This is a genomic window from Dyadobacter sp. (assembly GCF_039919315.1).
Lineage (GTDB): Bacteria > Bacteroidota > Bacteroidia > Cytophagales > Spirosomataceae > Dyadobacter.
The window spans coordinates 36252-54439 of the sequence record NZ_JBDSFX010000046.1; the positions used below are offsets into that span (position 1 = coordinate 36252).

Annotated in this window: 13 protein-coding genes; 1 reads left to right on the forward strand and 12 read right to left on the reverse strand. The window is 46.8% G+C overall.

All coding sequences use genetic code 11. The annotated features are described in order from the left end of the window. Positions 1 to 65: 65 nt before the first annotated feature. From ABIO93_RS12195 to ABIO93_RS12215, 5 genes are all read right to left on the reverse strand, one after another. Positions 66 to 1856 (reverse strand): CocE/NonD family hydrolase, encoded by a 1791-nt coding sequence (locus tag ABIO93_RS12195; protein WP_348067927.1) that lies wholly within the window; start codon positions 1854 to 1856, stop codon positions 66 to 68. Positions 1857 to 1889: 33 nt separating this feature from the next. After that, positions 1890 to 3161 (reverse strand): amidohydrolase/deacetylase family metallohydrolase, encoded by a 1272-nt coding sequence (locus ABIO93_RS12200; protein ID WP_348067929.1) that lies wholly within the window; start codon positions 3159 to 3161, stop codon positions 1890 to 1892. Between the two features lie 205 nt (positions 3162 to 3366). Then, complete coding sequence (locus ABIO93_RS12205) at positions 3367 to 4929, reverse strand: SusD/RagB family nutrient-binding outer membrane lipoprotein (protein ID WP_348067931.1); 1563 nt, start codon at positions 4927 to 4929, stop codon at positions 3367 to 3369. Between the two features lie 21 nt (positions 4930 to 4950). Continuing rightward, complete coding sequence (locus ABIO93_RS12210) at positions 4951 to 8397, reverse strand: SusC/RagA family TonB-linked outer membrane protein (RefSeq protein ID WP_348067933.1); 3447 nt, start codon at positions 8395 to 8397, stop codon at positions 4951 to 4953. Between the two features lie 209 nt (positions 8398 to 8606). Next, complete coding sequence (locus ABIO93_RS12215; RefSeq protein WP_348067935.1) at positions 8607 to 9707, reverse strand: FecR domain-containing protein; 1101 nt, start codon at positions 9705 to 9707, stop codon at positions 8607 to 8609. A gap of 141 nt (positions 9708 to 9848) precedes the next feature. Between ABIO93_RS12215 and ABIO93_RS12220 the strand changes: the two genes are divergently transcribed. After that, entirely contained in the window at positions 9849 to 10454 is a 606-nt protein-coding gene (locus ABIO93_RS12220; protein ID WP_348067937.1) for a Crp/Fnr family transcriptional regulator, read from the forward strand. 11 nt (positions 10455 to 10465) lie between these two features. On the opposite strand, the gene ABIO93_RS12225 is transcribed toward ABIO93_RS12220, so the two are convergent. The 7 genes from ABIO93_RS12225 to ABIO93_RS12255 form a co-directional block, all read right to left on the reverse strand. Further along, on the reverse strand, positions 10466 to 11644 hold the full coding sequence (locus ABIO93_RS12225; protein ID WP_348067939.1) for an acyltransferase: 1179 nt from the start codon (positions 11642 to 11644) through the stop codon (positions 10466 to 10468). Positions 11645 to 11728: 84 nt separating this feature from the next. Continuing rightward, positions 11729 to 12337 carry a sigma-70 family RNA polymerase sigma factor gene (locus ABIO93_RS12230; RefSeq protein ID WP_348067941.1) on the reverse strand — a complete coding sequence of 203 codons (609 nt, stop codon included), beginning with the start codon at positions 12335 to 12337 and terminating at the stop codon, positions 11729 to 11731. A gap of 193 nt (positions 12338 to 12530) precedes the next feature. Continuing rightward, positions 12531 to 13004 carry a RidA family protein gene (locus ABIO93_RS12235; protein WP_348067943.1) on the reverse strand — a complete coding sequence of 158 codons (474 nt, stop codon included), beginning with the start codon at positions 13002 to 13004 and terminating at the stop codon, positions 12531 to 12533. A 33-nt stretch (positions 13005 to 13037) separates the two neighbouring features. Beyond that, on the reverse strand, positions 13038 to 14519 hold the full coding sequence (locus tag ABIO93_RS12240) for a cytochrome c class I (RefSeq protein WP_348067945.1): 1482 nt from the start codon (positions 14517 to 14519) through the stop codon (positions 13038 to 13040). A gap of 21 nt (positions 14520 to 14540) precedes the next feature. Then, a complete protein-coding gene (locus tag ABIO93_RS12245; RefSeq protein WP_348067947.1) occupies positions 14541 to 14975 on the reverse strand; it encodes a cytochrome c in 435 nt (144 codons plus the stop codon). A gap of 107 nt (positions 14976 to 15082) precedes the next feature. Further along, the gene (locus ABIO93_RS12250; RefSeq protein WP_348067949.1) at positions 15083 to 16825 is read right to left on the reverse strand and encodes a c-type cytochrome; all 1743 of its coding nucleotides are present in this window, start codon (positions 16823 to 16825) and stop codon (positions 15083 to 15085) included. Positions 16826 to 16926: 101 nt separating this feature from the next. Beyond that, positions 16927 to 18177, reverse strand: a complete 1251-nt coding sequence (locus ABIO93_RS12255) for an amidohydrolase/deacetylase family metallohydrolase (RefSeq protein WP_348067951.1) — start codon at positions 18175 to 18177, stop codon at positions 16927 to 16929. Positions 18178 to 18188 lie beyond the last annotated feature (11 nt).

Here is an 18188-nt window from a genome sequence, read left to right on the forward strand (position 1 = left end):
CTTTTATATAAGTCAAAAATGGATTGATTATCATGGATTTGAATGTTATAAATTTTCGAGACCGATCAATTATTGGGCAGTCCGGAAACAACAGGCAGCAAGATATGACTTAACTCCGGACCGCCGAAATAAATGGTCTGTTTAGCGATGCGTGTTTTGGTACTTGTTCCCAATGGTTCACCGGTGTTCGGGTTTCTGTCGAACTGTGGAAAGTTGCTGGACGTAATGTCAACGCGGATGCGGTGTCCTGGTTGAAACACATTGGCCGTACCTGTCATTTCAATCTCATATTCATAAACCTTATCCGGTGTCAGCAGCTTGATTTTATCCAATCCCTCCCTGAATTTGGCCCTCAAAATACCTTCCGAAACCGGCATAGCGAACCCGTTTGGATGTACGTCGACGAGTTTGATCATCCAGTCTGTATCCGGGCCGTCGGTAGCGGCATGCAGTTTCATTTTGACAGGGCCGGCGATCGTTAATGGCTTTTCGAGAAATTCACTTGTGTATACCAACACGTCTTCGCGCTGTTCCAACGGCCGCTGGTCGCGGGGGCCCGCTGGGGTAGGAGTGCCGCAGCAGTTATTGCCGCCGGTGGTAGGTACGGGGCTTTGCGGGTCGTAGCGATAAGTGTCCGTGCCAATTTTAGTAGGTTTGGTAAATGATAATGTGCCTTTTCCGCGCACAGAATTGGCATTTCCATTGCTACCCAGATATAACTCCTGATACTTCGTCCCCGGAATGGGCCAGTCGGTTTCGCTGCGCCATTGATTGGCACCCATATAGAATAACCGCACGGGCTTATCAGTCTCGATTAGGTTTTTGATGCCTTTTAAATGATAGTCAAAGAAGCTGAGCTCGGTTTCAAATTGTTCTACCAAAGCCGCAGGAGTAAAATCCACGTCGCCGTATGACTGGCTCGGTCCGTGACCCCACGGCCCGATGATCATTCTCGCTCCTTTTCTGGCTTCTGATGTGGCGCCTTTATTCTTCATGCCTACATAGCCATTGATGGTGCCCATCACGAAAATGTCAAACCAACCGCCTGATACATAAGTCGGAACGTCTATTTTATCAAAGCGTTCTTCGTCACTGATGGATTTCCAGTAATCGTCGTAGCTTTCATGCTTGATCCAGTCGCGGTAATGGGGTACCACGGCCCCGGCACTTTGCAGATCGCCATCATTCAATGGCAAATGCATGAGAATGTTGGCGTATTTGAGCTCTTCGGGTGTATAATTTTCAGTATGAAAATATTGCGGCAGCATAATACGGTTGGGCATCCTCACCACTCCCCAGCCGTAATTGAAACTGAGCCGGAATGCCCCTCCCATCGTGATCCAGTTGGCGTAAATGTTAGTGGACGCGAGTGAAGGAAATGCGGCTACCAAATGCGGCGGATTCAAGCTGGCCGCCTGCCATTGATTATGCCCCAGATAACTTCCGCCCTGCGTCGCCACCTTGCCATTTGAAAAAGGTTGGGTCGCGGCCCATTCAATGGTGTCGTAACCATCTTTGGCTTCATCGCGAAATGGCTCCCATTTGCCGTCACTTTCGTAGCGACCACGCACATCCTGCACTACTACGGCGTACCCGCGCTGCGCAAACTTGATCATTCCCTGATGCACCGCGTCGCGCTGCGAACCATACGGCGTGCGGGTGATAATGGTCGGGTATTTTCCAGGCGTAGCGGGCATATACACATCCGCATACAGGATCACCCCATCGCGCATAGGTACTGCCTTATGCCGCTCAATGCGAATTTCATTGAGTGGATAACCTGCATTTGAATGATTGACAAAACAAAAAATGACGAGGGCGGACAGCCAGATGCTGCGGGATATTTTCAAAATCATTGCATCACACATTTAGGTAAACAATGGATCGGACTACCTTCTCGAAAGTACGAGTGGATTGGTGATACCATTGAGGTCGTACACCACTTTCCCACCGCGAATGGTCAGTTCTGCTTCCAGTTTTTGCTTCCCCTGGATTTTGGTGCCGGTATAGTCCCAAAAACCAAAAGTACCGGTATCATTCAGCTGGAATTTGCCGTCCAAAACCCTCAAAACGGTCACATCGGCGCGTGAACCCACAGACAGGTTTCCCAGCTCTTCGCGATGAATGGCCTGTGCAGGTGCCCAGGTGCTGGCTTTGATCACGGCTGGCAGGTCCATACCCATTGCCAGGAATTTGGACATGACATTCAGCATGTCTTTCATCGCATTGTTCATACTGCCGGTGTGGATGTCGGTACTGATCGTATTGGGATAAAAACCACTTTTCACGGCTGGTATGGCCTGAGAAAATGCAAAGCTGATCCCGCCGTAACCTACGTCGAAAAGAATGCCTTTTTTTCGTGCCTCATAAACGAACGGTTTGATCTTGCCCGTCGCTACGTCCAGGATCGGTTCGCGGCTGTTGAGCTGGCCAAAGCAATGTGTGAAGATGTCGCCCGGACGTAAATGTTTCATGAAAAGCTCTTCGATGGGTAACACGGGCGAGCTTCCGCCGAAATCGACCATGACCGGAATGTTGGCGAGCTTGCCGGCTTCTACGGCACGTTCGGTTGGAGTCCAGTTGTAGCCATTGAAGTGGGCCAGTTTTATTCCAACTATATATTCAGGATTTTCCTTCGCGACTTTGGCAGTGGCCGCGGGATCCATATCCTCTACATTTTGTTCAAATGTGCCACCGCGCATGCCTTCGCCCACAATGTTGAGGAAAGAGAGTACCCGTGTTTTGGAAACATCAATGGTTTGTTTTTTGAAATCAGCAAATGACTTCCAGCCAGCGCAGCCTGCATCCACCACAGTAGTAACCCCGGTGCGGAATGTAAATCCGTCGGGGGGTAATGCATTGGGACCATTGCTGTAAGTCTGGTCCATTTTGGTGCCGTAAAAGTTGTGCGAATGCATGTCGATCAAGCCCGGTGTTACGAATAATCCTTTGGCATTCACGACCTGCCGGCCCTCTTTGGGATCAATGTTTTTGGCAACCAGCATCACGGTATCGCCTTTCAGGGCGACATCCATAATCTGGTTGATATTGTTTTTGGGGTCAATAACGTGTCCGCCTTTGATGACGACACTGTATTTCTGAGCATTGGCAATGGTAACGCTGCAGAAAATGGTGGCTGCGAATAATAATTTTCTGATCATGGTACGGGATTAGGTTCTGAGGTATTTGGGCAAGACAATTTGCTGATGATTACCAGCACTGATGATAAGACAGGAATTACAATGCATTCACCTCACTCCGGTCTTTATTTTTTTATACTTTTTCAAAAAAATGATACGGATTGCTGTTTTGGGCAATCCGTATCGGGTCAATTCAATTTAAACAAAAGCGATACAAAGGTTACCCTTACTTATCCCACCATACCATGCTCGAAAGCGTATTCGTTCCGCCCTGGCGGGTACGTGCTTCGATGAAGTTGGCTTTGTTGTATTGTTCTTCTGAATCTGGTATAACAAAACGGGTTGGAATCTTGCCGCCGGTAAGGTTACCAGGATAGTTAGTGGGCGTCAACTTGGGATATCCGGTGCGTCTCCAGTTAGAGAAGATCTCATACTCGTCTTCCAGGAACAGGCTCGCCCATTTCTGTGTACCGATCTGCTCCATTTTTTCAGCCAATGTTCCGGCTGCTTTGAACGGATTGGCTTTCAGGTAAGCCGTAATTTTAGCATCTGAAATGATACCCGCGCTGCCAAACAATGTCCATTGCTTCATCGCAGAAGTAACAGCTGCGGTATACTCAGCTTCTGCTGTGGTACCGCTGTACCAGCCCCTCAATGCGGCTTCTGCCAGCAAAAGATGCGCTTCGGCGGTTGTGAAAACCAATAATGGCGCGTTGTATTTCAGGATAGTCGCAGGGTTAGGCTCCGAATAAGTGTTGAAATCACCCGGTAAGCTGTTGAATGCTGCATTCGGCATTCCTTTCTGCAATGTGGTAGTCGTATCTGCGGTAAATGTTTTGCCATCGGCAGACGGTACCCATACGATCGAGATCACATTCAAACGTGGATCTTTGGTGTCTTTGAAATGGTCCACCAGCGTTTTGGCCAATTTACCACCTTCCACATTGTCACCACCTGGATTTACATAATCCGTGCTCATCAGTCCGCTGGCAATGAAATTACGGCTGGCTGTGATGGATCCGTCCACATAAGCAATGGTCGCCATGTCCGAGTCGCTGGTGATCACACCGCCTGCGATCGCTTTCTTCACCCAGGTTTCTGCCATTGCAGGATCGATTTCAGTCAGACGCATGCCTAAACGCAGCATCATTGAATAACCGAATTTCTTCCATTTAGGCACATCGCCGCCATAGATCAGGTCGGAGTTACCGAAAGTGGCTTTGGCCGCATCGAATGCTGTGATGGATTCGTCGATCTCTTTCAGCATATCCGCGTAGATAGCAGCCTGCGTATCATATTTCGGTGTGAAATTCTTGTCAGTGAGCGCTTTTCCTGCTTCTGAGTAAGGAATGTCACCGTATAGGTCTGTCAATCTGTGGTACAGATATGCTCTCCAGATACGTGCTACCGACAACTTATTAACATCTTCCGGAGCAGTTTTCACCGCCCCAATCACCTGCTCCACGTCGATCACCGCACCGGCTGACGCGGGGTCACCGCCATACAATGCCCAGCTTCCGTTGGAATAGCCGTAATTGAAATACTTGTCACCAGCAGCAGGAACCTCTTTATAGGTCGCAAAGTGCTGCATGGATTGGCCAATCGTCAGGTAGGCAGCGCCGGTATAGTTGTTGGCCACGGTTGTAAGCTGTGCCCTGGTGAAAAGGAATCCTGGCACTACTTCCGTGGAAGCATTGGGGTTGACATTCATTTCCTCGAACCCATTATCGCAGGAGGCAATGAAGAAGGCCATCGGGGCCAGATATAGTAGCTTTAAGTATTTTTTCATCTTCACTAAATATTTTAATGATTAAAATTTCACTTGCAGGTTCACACCGATGTTTCTGGTCCGTGGTACACCGAACGCTTCAAGGCCCTGTGCATTACCATTGGTATAGCTAGACTCAGGATCGAAATAGTTGTTTCTCTTGTCTTTGTAGAGTAGCAAAAGATTACGTCCCACAAGCGAAAGCGAAGCGGATTGTATCTTGCCTCCCAGTATCGACATTTTGGCAACAGGCAAATTGTAGCTGATGATTACCTGGCGCAGCTTGATGAAATCATTGTTGAACACGAAAATACCCGTGTAGTTCTTGTCATTGTCATAGTAGGTATCCACATCCTTTTTCTCCCATGTTTTGGTAAAAGGAGCTCCCTCAGGCGTTACACCCGTTACAGTTACACCGGTTTCACGACCGGGAAGCGTTTCTTTCGGCAAACCGAAGCGATAGGCGTACTGGTACATGTTGGAGTAAACCACACTTCCGAACTTGCCATCCACAAGGATATTCAAAGAGAAATTTTTGTATTTGAAGTTATTGGTGATACCCATTGTCCAAGGTGGAATACCATTGCCCAGTTTCGCAAGGTCACCTCTTACCGCATAGCCGCTGGCTGTGTTGAATACGGTATTGCCGTTGGCGTCTTTCTTTTTGTTATAACCCCAAACCTCGCCGTAGGTACCGCCCACGTAGTTATTGATGATACCACCACCTACGCCATTACCAATGGTAAGACTTGGAAGCTTGTCGTCCAGCTTAATGATATCGCTTTTGTTGTAAGCCATATTGTAGCTGATATCCCATGTGAAATCCGCAGATTTTACCGGTGTTGCAGTCAGCAAGATCTCGACACCCTTGTTACTCAGCTCACCCAGGTTTAGCAAAGCAGATGTGTAGCCAGAAGAGGATGCAATGTTGCTCTGTACGATATCATTGGTTGTTTTACGATTGTACAATGTCAGATCAAGACCTACGCGGTTGTGCAGGAATTTAGCTTCGATACCCACTTCATAGGTTGTGGAAGTCAATGGTCTCAGGTTCGGGTTAGGTACCAATGCTGATCCCAATTGCTGCACCGGACGACCATTGTGGCCACCTTGCGCCATGCTGTAACTTTGGTAGATCTGGTAAGCTGCTACGTTCGCACCACCTACCTGCGCCCATGATCCGCGCAGTTTCGCGAAGCTTACCGCCGATGGCAGCTTAAATGCCTCGGAAAGGATCAGCGACCCGCCGATTGCAGGGTAGAAAATGCTGTTGCTAGCCGTGTTCAGCACCGAGAACCAGTCCTGGCGACCTGACATCGTGATATAGGCAAATCCTTTGTAACCTAAATCAACAGAACCAAAAAGCGAGTTGATACCGCTCTTGGTATACGTAGGAACGGTCGTTGAAGTAGCCAGGTTGGTAAAGCTGTAAAAACCAGGAATGGTAAACTCAGTTCCGTTGAATGCAGTTTGGTCGTAAATGCTTCGCTGCATGTTGCCCCCAGCCAGCGCTGAGAAATTAAAGTCTTCGGAGAAATCCTTGCTGTAATTCAGCGTAAGCATTCCGTTGGTTTCAGACGATGTGATTTTCTTAGCTTCGTATTTTCCCAAAGGTTCGTAGGCATTGGCAGTAGGTACTACGAATTCATAATTGAAATTATAGTAGTCCTGGCTCACACTTCCTTTGATAAACAGGTTGTCCAGAATGTCATATTTAATGTTGGCCTGTCCTAGAAAACGATTTTTACGGTCTTCGTTTTTGAATTTATTTATTACAAAATAGGGGTTGGGAGCCGCAGGTACCGGGTTCCATTCCACTTCCTTGCCCGTTGTAGCATCGTAACCTGGTGAAAGGCTTCTGATGTCAACCGTATTAGCGATCAGATAGGTTGCCCAGTGTGGGTTGTAATCCGCGTAACCTACTTTTGGACGGTTGTGTCCATTTTCAATGTTGTATTGAACAACCGTTTCAATGCTCAGTTTTTTGCCCAATTGTGCGTTCAGATTGAGGTTGGCAATTCTTCTGTTGAATGAAGAATTGGGTACAATGCTGGTCGCACTGGTGTTGTTCAGGCCAAAACGAAAGTTAATAACCTCGTTACCACCTGTGAATGAGATAGAATTGATGTAGTTTTTTCCTGTACGATAGAAATTTTTAAGATTATCCTTCTGCGGGGAATAGGGACGCATCTGGCCATCAAACTGGATCACATCGGTACCGTCCATTTTCGCTCCATATGACAAGCGGCCTGAGCTTTTTGCCTGGGTTTGCGTAGTAGGTTTAACACCGTCCACGCCCTGTCCGTATTCGTATTGCCAATCAGGAATGATAGAAAGGTTATCGACACTGAAGTTGCCATTGTACTCCACGCCAATGCCTTTTTGCGCACGTCCTTTTTTGGTAGTGATCAAAATAACACCATTGGAAGCACGGGCGCCATAAAGTGCAGCGGCGGGTCCACCTTTCAAAACACTGATCGATTCAATGTCGTCCGGGTTGATACCGCCGATACCGTCACCACGGTCAGTATTGTTACCATTACCATCCGATGCATTGCCGCCACCCGGAACGCTATTGTCCATCGGCATACCATTGATCACATACAAAGGCTGGTTGTTTCCGCTCAAAGATCCGTTACCGCGGATAATGATACGGCTGGATCCACCCGGGCCTGTTGACATACCGGTTGCGTTAACCCCTGCAATTTTACCTGTCAATGCATTCGCGACGTTGTTTTCACGTGCTTGTGTAAACTCGCTTCCTTTTACCTCTGTCACCGCATAAGCAAGTGCTTTCTTTTCTTTGGAAATACCCAAAGCAGTCACCACGATCTCGTTCAATGCTTTTGCTTCAGGTTCCAGCTGCACATTCAGGTCTGATTGTGAGCCAACTGTAATTTCCTTGGATGTATAACCTACAAAGCTGAATACCAGAACAGTGGATGCAACATCTGCATCAGCAATGTCCAGTGCATATTTTCCATCCGTGTCAGAAGATGTACCACGCTGGGTACCTTTGATCAAAATGCTCACACCAGGCAAACCAGTGCCTGTTTCGTCAGTTACCTTACCAGTTACATTACGTTTAGGCGCAATTTTACTGGCAGGTACGTCTTCCACTACCGGTGCCTGCTCCCGTTTGAGGATAATGCGGTCCTGCACCACTTCATAAGTAACCTTATGTGGTGTGAGGATCTTATTGAGTACTTCCGACAGCGCTTCTTCCTGGAATTTATAAGTCGATTTTTGGTTATTGAAAATCTGAGGGTTGTACATAAACTTAACCTTCGTAGTACTTTCAATCTTCTCCAAAGCCTTGTCAATTTCGGAGTTGGACAAACGCAACGTCACTTTTTGTTCTAAAATTCTTTGACCACGCACATCGTTTGCATGCACAAAAGTGCTGACTGCGATGGAGAGTAGGGCTTGATACAGCGTAATGCGCATGATTTTCTGTAAAGCATGGTGAAATTGTACTCTTTTTGACATAATTTTGATTTTTGTCGGGTTAAAATTCGGCATAAATGATTCCCACGGCAGCCTCTATGGGTGCCGTTAAGCGTGAACAAGCGGGGGATTAAATTGGAGGTCGGTGGTGTTGCAGCATCATCGACTTTTCTTAGGCAATTAGTAATAGATTCTATTCATAGGCTTCCTTTGAATTTTTGCTTTAAGTATGAGAGAAGAGGTATTAACGTTTAACAACCCTTGCTGTTAATAATGATACTGGCATCGAGCTGTTCATACTGCGCGCCGATCGTCTTACAGATCAGGTTGATTTTTTCAAACAGTGGCTCGTCAGAAAGTGAGGCCGTCAGATAGCAGTTTTGCATCACCTCGGCATCGAAAATAATCTTCACACCATAGGACTTTTCCAGTGCTGCAAATACTTCGGTAATAGGCGTTCCCTTGAATTCAAAAGATTGGCGCTGAATAGGCAATTCCAGCAATTTTGGGTTTGGTACCAGGCTGCGCGTCAGGCGTAACTCCTTGGCAGCGAATACAATCTGCTGGTTTGGAGTCAATACCATTCCGCCCAGCTTGTCGTCAGCATGTTGCGAAGCCAGCGCTTCCTTAGTCATCGGGAAAACAGAAACCCTTCCCGTTTTTACCACCACTTTCACCTCACGGTCATCGTCAAATGCACTCACTTTAAAGCTGGTACCCAGCACCTTCGTCGCCAGCGTATGTGCGTATACATAGAAGGGTTTGTCAGGGTTTTTGGCGACTTCAAAAAAGGCTTCACCATTTAAAAACACTTCCCGTTTATTACCGGCAAAGTTCCTCGGGTAAGTTATGCGGCTGTTGGGTTGCAGGAGGATCGAGCTTCCGTCTTCCAGCAGCACCAGGCGCGCTTTGTCGGAAGTGTTATTTTCTTCCACCAATGGCTCGGTGATCTGGCTGAGGATCACTTTGTACTGATCCGATTGCTGTTGGGTAGCTGTTTGTTTGTTGAACAACCATCCTGCAAACATCAGTATCAGCACGGAAGCGGCCATGTGATACCAGTTAGGTCGGAAACGCAGCCATATCGATGATTTCTTGGCCGTTTTTTCGCCTATCGCGTGAGACAAGCGGTACATTTCGTTGGCAACTTCTTCGTCAGTGATCTGGTCAAATGTGGTTTCCGTCGCAGCTAGAAAGTTTTGCGCGCGGGTCACCAGTTCCTGCTTATCAGGATTGAGTTCGAGCCATTCCTCCCACACAGTTCCTTCTGCGGGGTCGTTGTACAAGGCCCAGCGTCTGAATGATGGATCGGCTGCTAGCTCCTCCGGAAGAAAATTGCGGTAATTCTGCATATCAGGCAAATAATAGTATGGCTAATTTTAATAAGGATGCAGAATCATTAGGCCAATACTCTTTTTCTGAAAATTATTTTTCAGAACTAACTTATACACCATTAATTTATACCTTGTTGTAGAACAAGACCCGGAAATCAAATGAAGGTCACCGAGGAGATCAAACCTTTGCAAAGACTGTTAGAGGCGTCGCAATTTATGTTGTCGGAAGAGGTGAAAGAGCGGTTTCAACAGAACCTGAAAAGGTTTGTGATTCCAAAAGGCCGGGTTTTGGTCGATCTCGGACAGGTGAGCCCCAGCCTGTACTTTATCGAAAAAGGCGTGATGCGCACTTACTATCTCAGAGGATCCGAGGATATTACGTCCCTGCTGGTTTCGGACGGCGACATTGTGTGCATTGCCGAGAGCTTTCTTTTGCAAAAGCTGTCCAGTGAAGTACTGGAAACACTGGAAGATACCATCGTCTACGCGATCTCCTATGACGCTTATCGCAAACTGGTGGAGCAGGATTCTTACATGGCGACATTGGCTGTCAAGCTTTTAGAACAACACCTTATCAATTTCACCGACCGTGTCAAAGTCTTCAAGTACTTGTCTGTGGAAGAGCGCATTGCATATTATGTTAATCAACCTTCGTCACTCTTTCGCCGCATTCCGGATCATTATATCGCCACTTACCTGGGTACCACGGCAGCTACATTCAGCAGATGTCTGAAATCAGTTAATTTTGACAAAAATCGTCATTGAGGACAGCGATTTTACAGGTATCTTCTGAAAAATGCATTCTTCCTGATCGCAATACTCACCGCCCAGCTCGCTGAAACGGATACAATAAACGTGATCGAAAATTTGACAAATGCCGGTAAAGGAGCTTCCAGTAGCAAATACTGGCACCAGATCACGAAAGCATAATGCACCAGGTAGATCAGGTAAGCATTGTCGGAAAGAGAATCCCACCAACTTTTGGGCGTATGTACCGTAGCGCGGAACATCGTAATGAATGCAATGCAGCTGCATGTGCAGGAGGCCACATAAATGGAGAAGTAGATCAGGTATCCGACTAATTCCGTGATTTGCTGGTGCTTCACCATTTCGGTCAATGTAGCGGGGAAGATCGTGAGAATCGTATAAGTTAATGCGCAAAGGAATAGCCACCATTTCCAATTTCTAACCAGCGGTGAGGCAGGGTTGAAAATGCTATCATTGAATGCAGTGTTGCCGATGGCGGTACCCAATATAAAATAGCCAAAATACAACAGGATCCTGTTCAGCTGAAAATCAAATGGTCCGAAACCCGTCCAGTTACCCGTTCCCAGCCAGAATGCGAAGGGTACATACAGAATGAAGGTGAACAAAAACCAGCCTATGATGAATGCAAATGGTTTTTTGCCCCAATCTACATTGAAAAGCAACTCCTTGCTTCGCCACTTTTTGCGTGTTAAATAAATCAACGCAAAAAGTATATTGAATACAAATAACACCCAGATAAACCAAGGCGGACCCACCGGCCATTGTTCCACAAAGAAAAAGTCTTTGACGTAGGCAACTACATCATTACTATCGTGGGCAACCTTGTAAGCAGGAAAGTAAGCCAACAGGTTCATCAGTGTTCCGCCGAGCAGAAAGGGAATCAGAAGGCGGTAAACCCGGTCCCGAGTGAATGCCATCGCGCCTTTTTTCTGAATGCTTTTGAAAAGAAACAGACCGGCGATAAAGAACATCAGTGACATGAAGAATACGTCATTGAAATTTTCGAAAATATCAAGACCAACCCATCGCTGGCTGTCCACAATAGGATTGGTGGAATTAATGTAGGCTGTTTTGTTGAAACTCGCAAAAGTGGTGTAGGCGAGGGAGGAGTGATGGGCAACGACGAGAACGGTAATAAAAGAGCGTAAATAGTCAATCCATAGAGTTCTGCTCACGACTTTGTCCATCAGAAGGGTATTTTGGTATGCAATAAAGTGACGCAAGATAGCGCCTCCGTTGCATCCAGTCCATTATTTATTTTGGGAAAAACCTTACCAGTAAAAGGGAATGATCAGTACCAGCAAATGACTTACGGTATGCATCTGATGTTTCAGGGAGGAAATGGCTTTGAAGAGCAGATTAGCGACAGATTGGCGGTTCACCTGCATGAGATCGGCGATCTGTTCATTGTCCATGCCTTCGAAATATTTGAGGAAAACGGCTTCTTTCTGGCGGCGTGGCAGCTCATTCAATGCTGCGCGGACTTTCACCTGATTTTCGCTGTACAGTTCATTTTGCTCAATTTCGGTTTCAATGGTCTGATAATCCGAAAGCTGGCCTATCTCGTCAATGTCGAGCAGAGAGTGGGGAGCGTTACGACGGAATTCCTGAAGAAGCTGATTGCGCAGCGCTTTCAGAAAGTAAATGGTAACAAATTGAATATTGATGTTCTGACGCTTTTCCCAGATGTGGATAAGCAATTCCTGAATGGAATCTTTAATGAACTCTTTGTCGGTAGTAAAGTTACAGGCGTAGTTGAAAAGAGTACGGTATTGCTTGTCAGCGAGTTGGCAAAAAGCCAGGCTATCACCGGCTTGCGATTGTTGCCAGAGATTTAAAAGAATTGTATTCTCCTCAGCTATGCGTTGTCTCTTGTTCAAGGGCGGTCAGGTCAGATAACAAAGTAACTGTTAAATCGTTGCAAAATAAAATATAAGTATGACTTTATTTTTTTTGAAAGAATTTAATGCTGGGAAATTGTATTATTCCAGAATATTAGTTTGTGATTTAGGGTGAGACTTACCAAGTCTTCAAGACTTGGCAAGTCTTCAAGACTTGGCAAGTCTTAATTTCCTAGATATAAGCAATGCAATCGATCTCCACCAATGAATCACCCGGTACGCCGCCGTAGACCGCTACCGTGGTACGGCAAGGGGGCTTGCTGCCGAAACGACCTTTGTACGCTTCGTTCATGGCTTTGTAATCGTTCAGATCGTGCAGGAATACGCTGCATTTCAATACCTTTTCCATCGATGAACCCGCTTTGATCAACTCTTTTTCAAGTTCGTCCAATACGTGTTTGGTATGGGCAGTAATGTCTCCCTCAAAGTGGGCGCCTTTTCCAGCTACGAAAACCATGTTGTTGAATTTGGTATGGCCAGAAAACAAAGGCACATCCTGGTACATTACCACCTCACCCACTTCTTTTACAGGAGCCGCAGCTGCGGGAGCTTCTGCTGCTACTACTTTGGAAGCTGCTCCAATGCCTACTACACCTGCAACGGAGGCGAACAATGATTTAAGAATCGATCTTCTTTCGGATTTCATGTTGGTATAATTAAGTTATTGAAATATGTACATTTATGCTCTTTTTTTCTTGCTCTTTTTTGCCATTTTTTCATTAGCAGGCAGGTTGACTTTCCATATACCACCGCCGGCTTTGTTACCACCCTGTTTCCCTCCGTATTCAATGATATATAAGGTACTTCCAACCAATAATGCGTCGGTAGGAGCCGTGAAGCCTTCCACGATCCGGGTTGTTTTGACTTTATAATTATCAGTCGCTTTGTCGTAGATCATATCCAGATGAAGCAGGTCTTTGCCTTGTCTTCTCAGCGGGTTCGGGTTGACAACCCCGTTTCTTGCCCCTCCGGTGTACCGTATCACAAACCCGTCCCCGGCCAGGTCTTTGCCCAATGTTTTTTCAGTATCAAAAAACAAAGCGAGGGGCGATGAATGTGCGTTGAATGTTCCCACTGTCGCACCGGTTGTGTCGCCATCCATGACTACGCCTGTTTTTCTGTCACGGTACTCGTTGGCATCCGGGCCCATATTCTGAACGGACGGGGTGAATGTAACGCCAGCTGGTTTTTTAGGAAATTCAGGATCATTGTGAAAATACTTCATCAGGTATGCAAATGCAAATTTGCTCAGAAAAGGATCTTTTTCAGGATCAGCCTGGAAATCGGGGAACTGCTGCGGGTTTTCTATACCACCCATAATCCAGGGAAAGCCGTAATGATGACCTTGTCTCACCCAGAACATATCTTCGGGATGGTCGTAATCGCCTGAGTTTGAAACTGCAAACAAATTTCCTTTTGGATCAAAGGCCATGTCATAAGCATTGCGGATACCTTCCGCGTACAGATAACCCTCTGCTTTCAATTTGGGCACATCGGTAGACAGCAACAAGTCTTTTGCATTGATCGGGAAGCGGAAGATGTTCGCAGTCAATGCATTATCACGCGCATTTGGATATTCACCGCCATTGTCCTGCACCTCGCCATGATCGGTACGGGCGCCGGTATTGACGAAAATGTACTTCCCGTCGGGGCTGATCTCCAATGCATTCCAGCCATGATCGAAAGTGGTTTTATTGGCACCATATTCAACAGTATTGAAAACCACGGTCATTTCGGGCTTCTCAACGCCGGGTTTCATTTCATAGCGTACCATACGGCCCTTATTTCCCTTATTATTATTGACGCTGACATTTCCGGCGAGAAAGAGGGTATTGCCATGAAACGCAGCGCCTTGTAAACGGGGGATGCTGTGATCTTCCACCGAAAAAATCTTCTTGCTTTCCGGTTTTCCGTCAACGGTTACGATTTTTAAAACGTCACCAAAGAATGTCGTGTAGTAAATTTCTCCGGTCAATGGATGCTGAATGATACGGACTGCCTCGGGTTCTACTTTCATGTAGTACTCGATGGTAATGTCGTCGCGGAGCGCTTTGGGTGTAGTGACGACGGCTTCTTTCGTTTGTCCGGAAACATGAAGTGAAATGCCCAGGGCAAGCGCGGCAGTAATCCCTGATTTTAAAATGCGGCTAAAATGTAACATGGTATGGTTTAGGATTCAGGATTACTCAGTTTTGCCCAGATGGCGAATGTAAGCAACGAGCTGCCATCTTTGTTCGTCGGTGAAAACGTCTTTGAAAGGCGGCATATTACCCCTTCCGGTCGAGATTTTCCAGAAAACAGAGCCGTCACTTTGCGCTTTTACGAGCGTATCGTGAAAGTTGGCGGGTTTTTGTCCCAATGCGCCACCGGCTGCCCCGTCCCCATAACCGCCATCGCCGTGGCAAGATGCGCAATAAAGTGTAAACAGCTCTTCGCCCTGCGCGAGGGTGAGGGGTTCGTCGTGGTAAGGACTTTTCAAAGTGTCGACCCAGGCCGGAGCCTTCCAGGGATCCTGACTATTGAAATGGTAATCATGCTTGTTCTCAGCAGAAAACCCTGCAAGGCCTACCCCGGAAATAATGATCAAGCTTGCGGCTAAGATTTTATTTTTAGACATTCAATGTACTGAAAAATGATGTATGCCATTCTCCCTCCAACCTCTTAAAGGAACACTCAATTGCCGGAGAGTAATATCCGCTTAAACAGGTTGGAAGGAGAAAAGCATTATTTCAAACTATCGAGCGACGCCCGTACTTTACTAACTTCTTCAATGGTGACAGCATCGGCCGTATTTCCAAAATTGCTACGGATGTGGGTCAGTACCTCCGAAATTTCCTCGTCTTTCAAAAAGCTGTGCTGCGGCATCACATTGTTATACGACTGGCCCTTAACGTCAATGGGGCCATCCAATCCTTTCAGCACTACCTTGATCAGCCTTTCCTTACCGCCGGTTACCCATTCAGAACCGCCTAGTGGAGGAAAACGCTGCGAATCGCCCATGCCGTTGCGCTGGTGGCAAGCACCGCAATAAACGCTATACACTTTGCCGCCCGCTACCGGCTTGTCCTTATCCAGATTGTCATTCACAAAATCGGGTGTGCGTATATGTGCCAGTGATTTTCTCTTTTCCATTTTGGCAAGCGCAGTTTTTGCAAACTTCTTCTTATCGCCTTTATAAGTGATTTTCCAGATCTTTCCTTTTTCAGTCTCAGCAATGTAAATAGAACCGTCCGGCCCCATGGCAATCCCCATCGGGCGATAAACTGCGTCGCTGACATTCACGATCGGGTCAATTCCTGCGAAACCGTCTGCGAAAACTTCGTATGGGCCGGATGGCGCACCATTTTTGAATGGAACAAAACCAATGAAGTAGCTCGACTGCGGGTACGGAGCGCGGTTGGTAGAACCATGGAATGCAATGAATGAACCGTCTTTATAACGATCCGGTAACTGATTTCCCTGATAAAAAAGAAGGTCATTCGGCGCCCAGTGGCCGGGGAAACCAATCAATGGTTTTTCGTACTGATCGCAATCGCCAACAATTTTACCGTCGCCGCCATATTCCGGGTTTAGTACCTTTTTGCCTTGCATCTGGTCCCAGTAGCAGTAAGGCCAGCCCGCGTGCGTTCCTTCTTTGATCCGTAAAAATTCTTCGGACGGCAGCATTGCGCTTTGCCAGCCATTGTAAATCTGTGGCCACAAGCGAAGCAGGTCGTCACGGCCATGTTGTACGGCGTATAGATTATTGTCTTTAAAATTCCAGTCAAGGGCGACCACGCTGCGGAGGCCGGTAGCATATTTCACGCCGTCTTTCTGATGTTGGCCGACTTTGTTAGCATCAAATTTCCAGATACCGCCGTGATCTTCCAGGATAGGGCAAGGAGTCATCCCCGGCGAGCCCGGCGTACGGTTATCTACCTGACACGCATTGGAATTGGCACCAAAAGGAACATACATGAAACCATTGTTATCGAATGTCAATGGCTTCGCAATGTGCTCATGCATACCGTGCGGGTGGTCGTCGGTCAGGATCACTTCTTCCTCACTTTCAGGTACGAGCTGGCCTGGTGTCAGTTTGTAACGGTACACCACCAGTTCGGAACTGAAATACAAATATCCCTTGTAAATACGCATGGCAGTACCATATGCCCGCTCCTTGGCAGCGCCGCCGAAACGCTTGATGATATCGGCACGGCCATCATTGTTGGTATCGCGTAATGCAATGACGGATTCGCCTTTGTCGGCAAATCGCGCTTTTACATAAATATCACCATTATCATTGATCGCAAGATGCCGCGCGCGACCTGGCAAGCTGTCGACTACGACGGTGGCTTCAAATCCATCCGGCAAAAACAAACCGCCGTTCTTGGTATTAACAGGCAATTCCTGCTGATCAGAACGCTGCGTAAATCCCAATGCAAACAGCACCAGTAGCGAGGCGGACCATTTTAAGCGTTTATTGTTCATAGGGGTTAGGGTTTATTGGCTTTTAGCTGTTAGCTGTTAGCTTTTAGTTTTTTAGCTTTTTCGCCAAAAAATAAAAGAGCTAATGGCTAACAGCTAATAACTCATTTCAAATATATCGGCTTGGCAATTCCATTTAAATCATACACAATCTTACCTCCCATGATTGTCATCTCACATTCCAGTTTTTCTTTGCCTTCCATTTTATAACCGGTTTTGTCATAAAAACCGAAATTGCCTTTTCTCATGGAGAAGATAGCAACATCTGCGATCGCATTTTCAGAGATATGGCCCAGGTTTTCGCGGTGAATAACCTGCGCCGGTGCCCAGGTACTGGCTTTGATCACCGCTGGCAGGTCCATTCCCATGACATAGAATTTGGACATAATGCTCAGCATATCCTTCATCGAACCATTCATACTGCCCGTATGCAGGTCGGTACTGATGGTATTGGGATAAAATCCTGCTTTGACCGCTGGAATGGCCTGTGAATAATTGAAGCTAGCGCCGCCGTAGCCGACGTCAAAAATGATCCCCTTCTTGCGTGCTTCGTAAACGAATGGTTTTACTTTCTGGGCCGATTCGTCCACGATCGTTTCCCGCACATTGCCTTCGAGTAATGTATATGCGTGTGTAAAAATGTCGCCCGGACGAAGGTGTTTCATGAACAGTTCTTCGAGCGGAAGCGGAGGGTTATTCCCTCCAAAATCAATCATAACCGGCATATTAGCCAGCTTACCTGCTTTTACAGCATTGTCGACCGGTTTCCAGTCACCGCCTATAAAGTGTGCAACTTTAAAACCGACCACGTCATTCCTGTTTTTAATGGCAACTCCTGCGGCCAGGTTCGGGTCCATATCCGCAGTGTCCTGCTCGTAATTACCGCCGCGCATACCTTCACCCACAATGTTGAGGAATGATAGTACCCGCGTTTTTGAACTGAAAATAACATTCTTTTTGAATTCAGAGAAAGAATCCCAGCCAGCGCCGCCTGCATCCACGATGGTGGTAACGCCTACGCGGAAAGTGAAACCGTCGGGCGGCAGCGCGACCAAACCATTACTGAGATAATGGTTTGGCTCGGTGCCGAAAAACACATGTCCATGGATATCGATCAGTCCGGGAGTGACGTACATTCCTTTTGCGTCAACGACTTGACGGGCTTCCTTCGGATCAATGTCCTTGGCAACCTTTTTGATCTTCCCTTCGAAAATACCCACATCCATGACCTGGTTGAGGTTATTCTTGGGATCAATGACCGTTCCGCCTTTGATCAGTACACTATAAGTTTGTGCATTTGAAACAAAACTTTGCAAACACACCAGAAGAAGGATAGCGATGGACTTGTGCTTCATTTTTTAAGAAA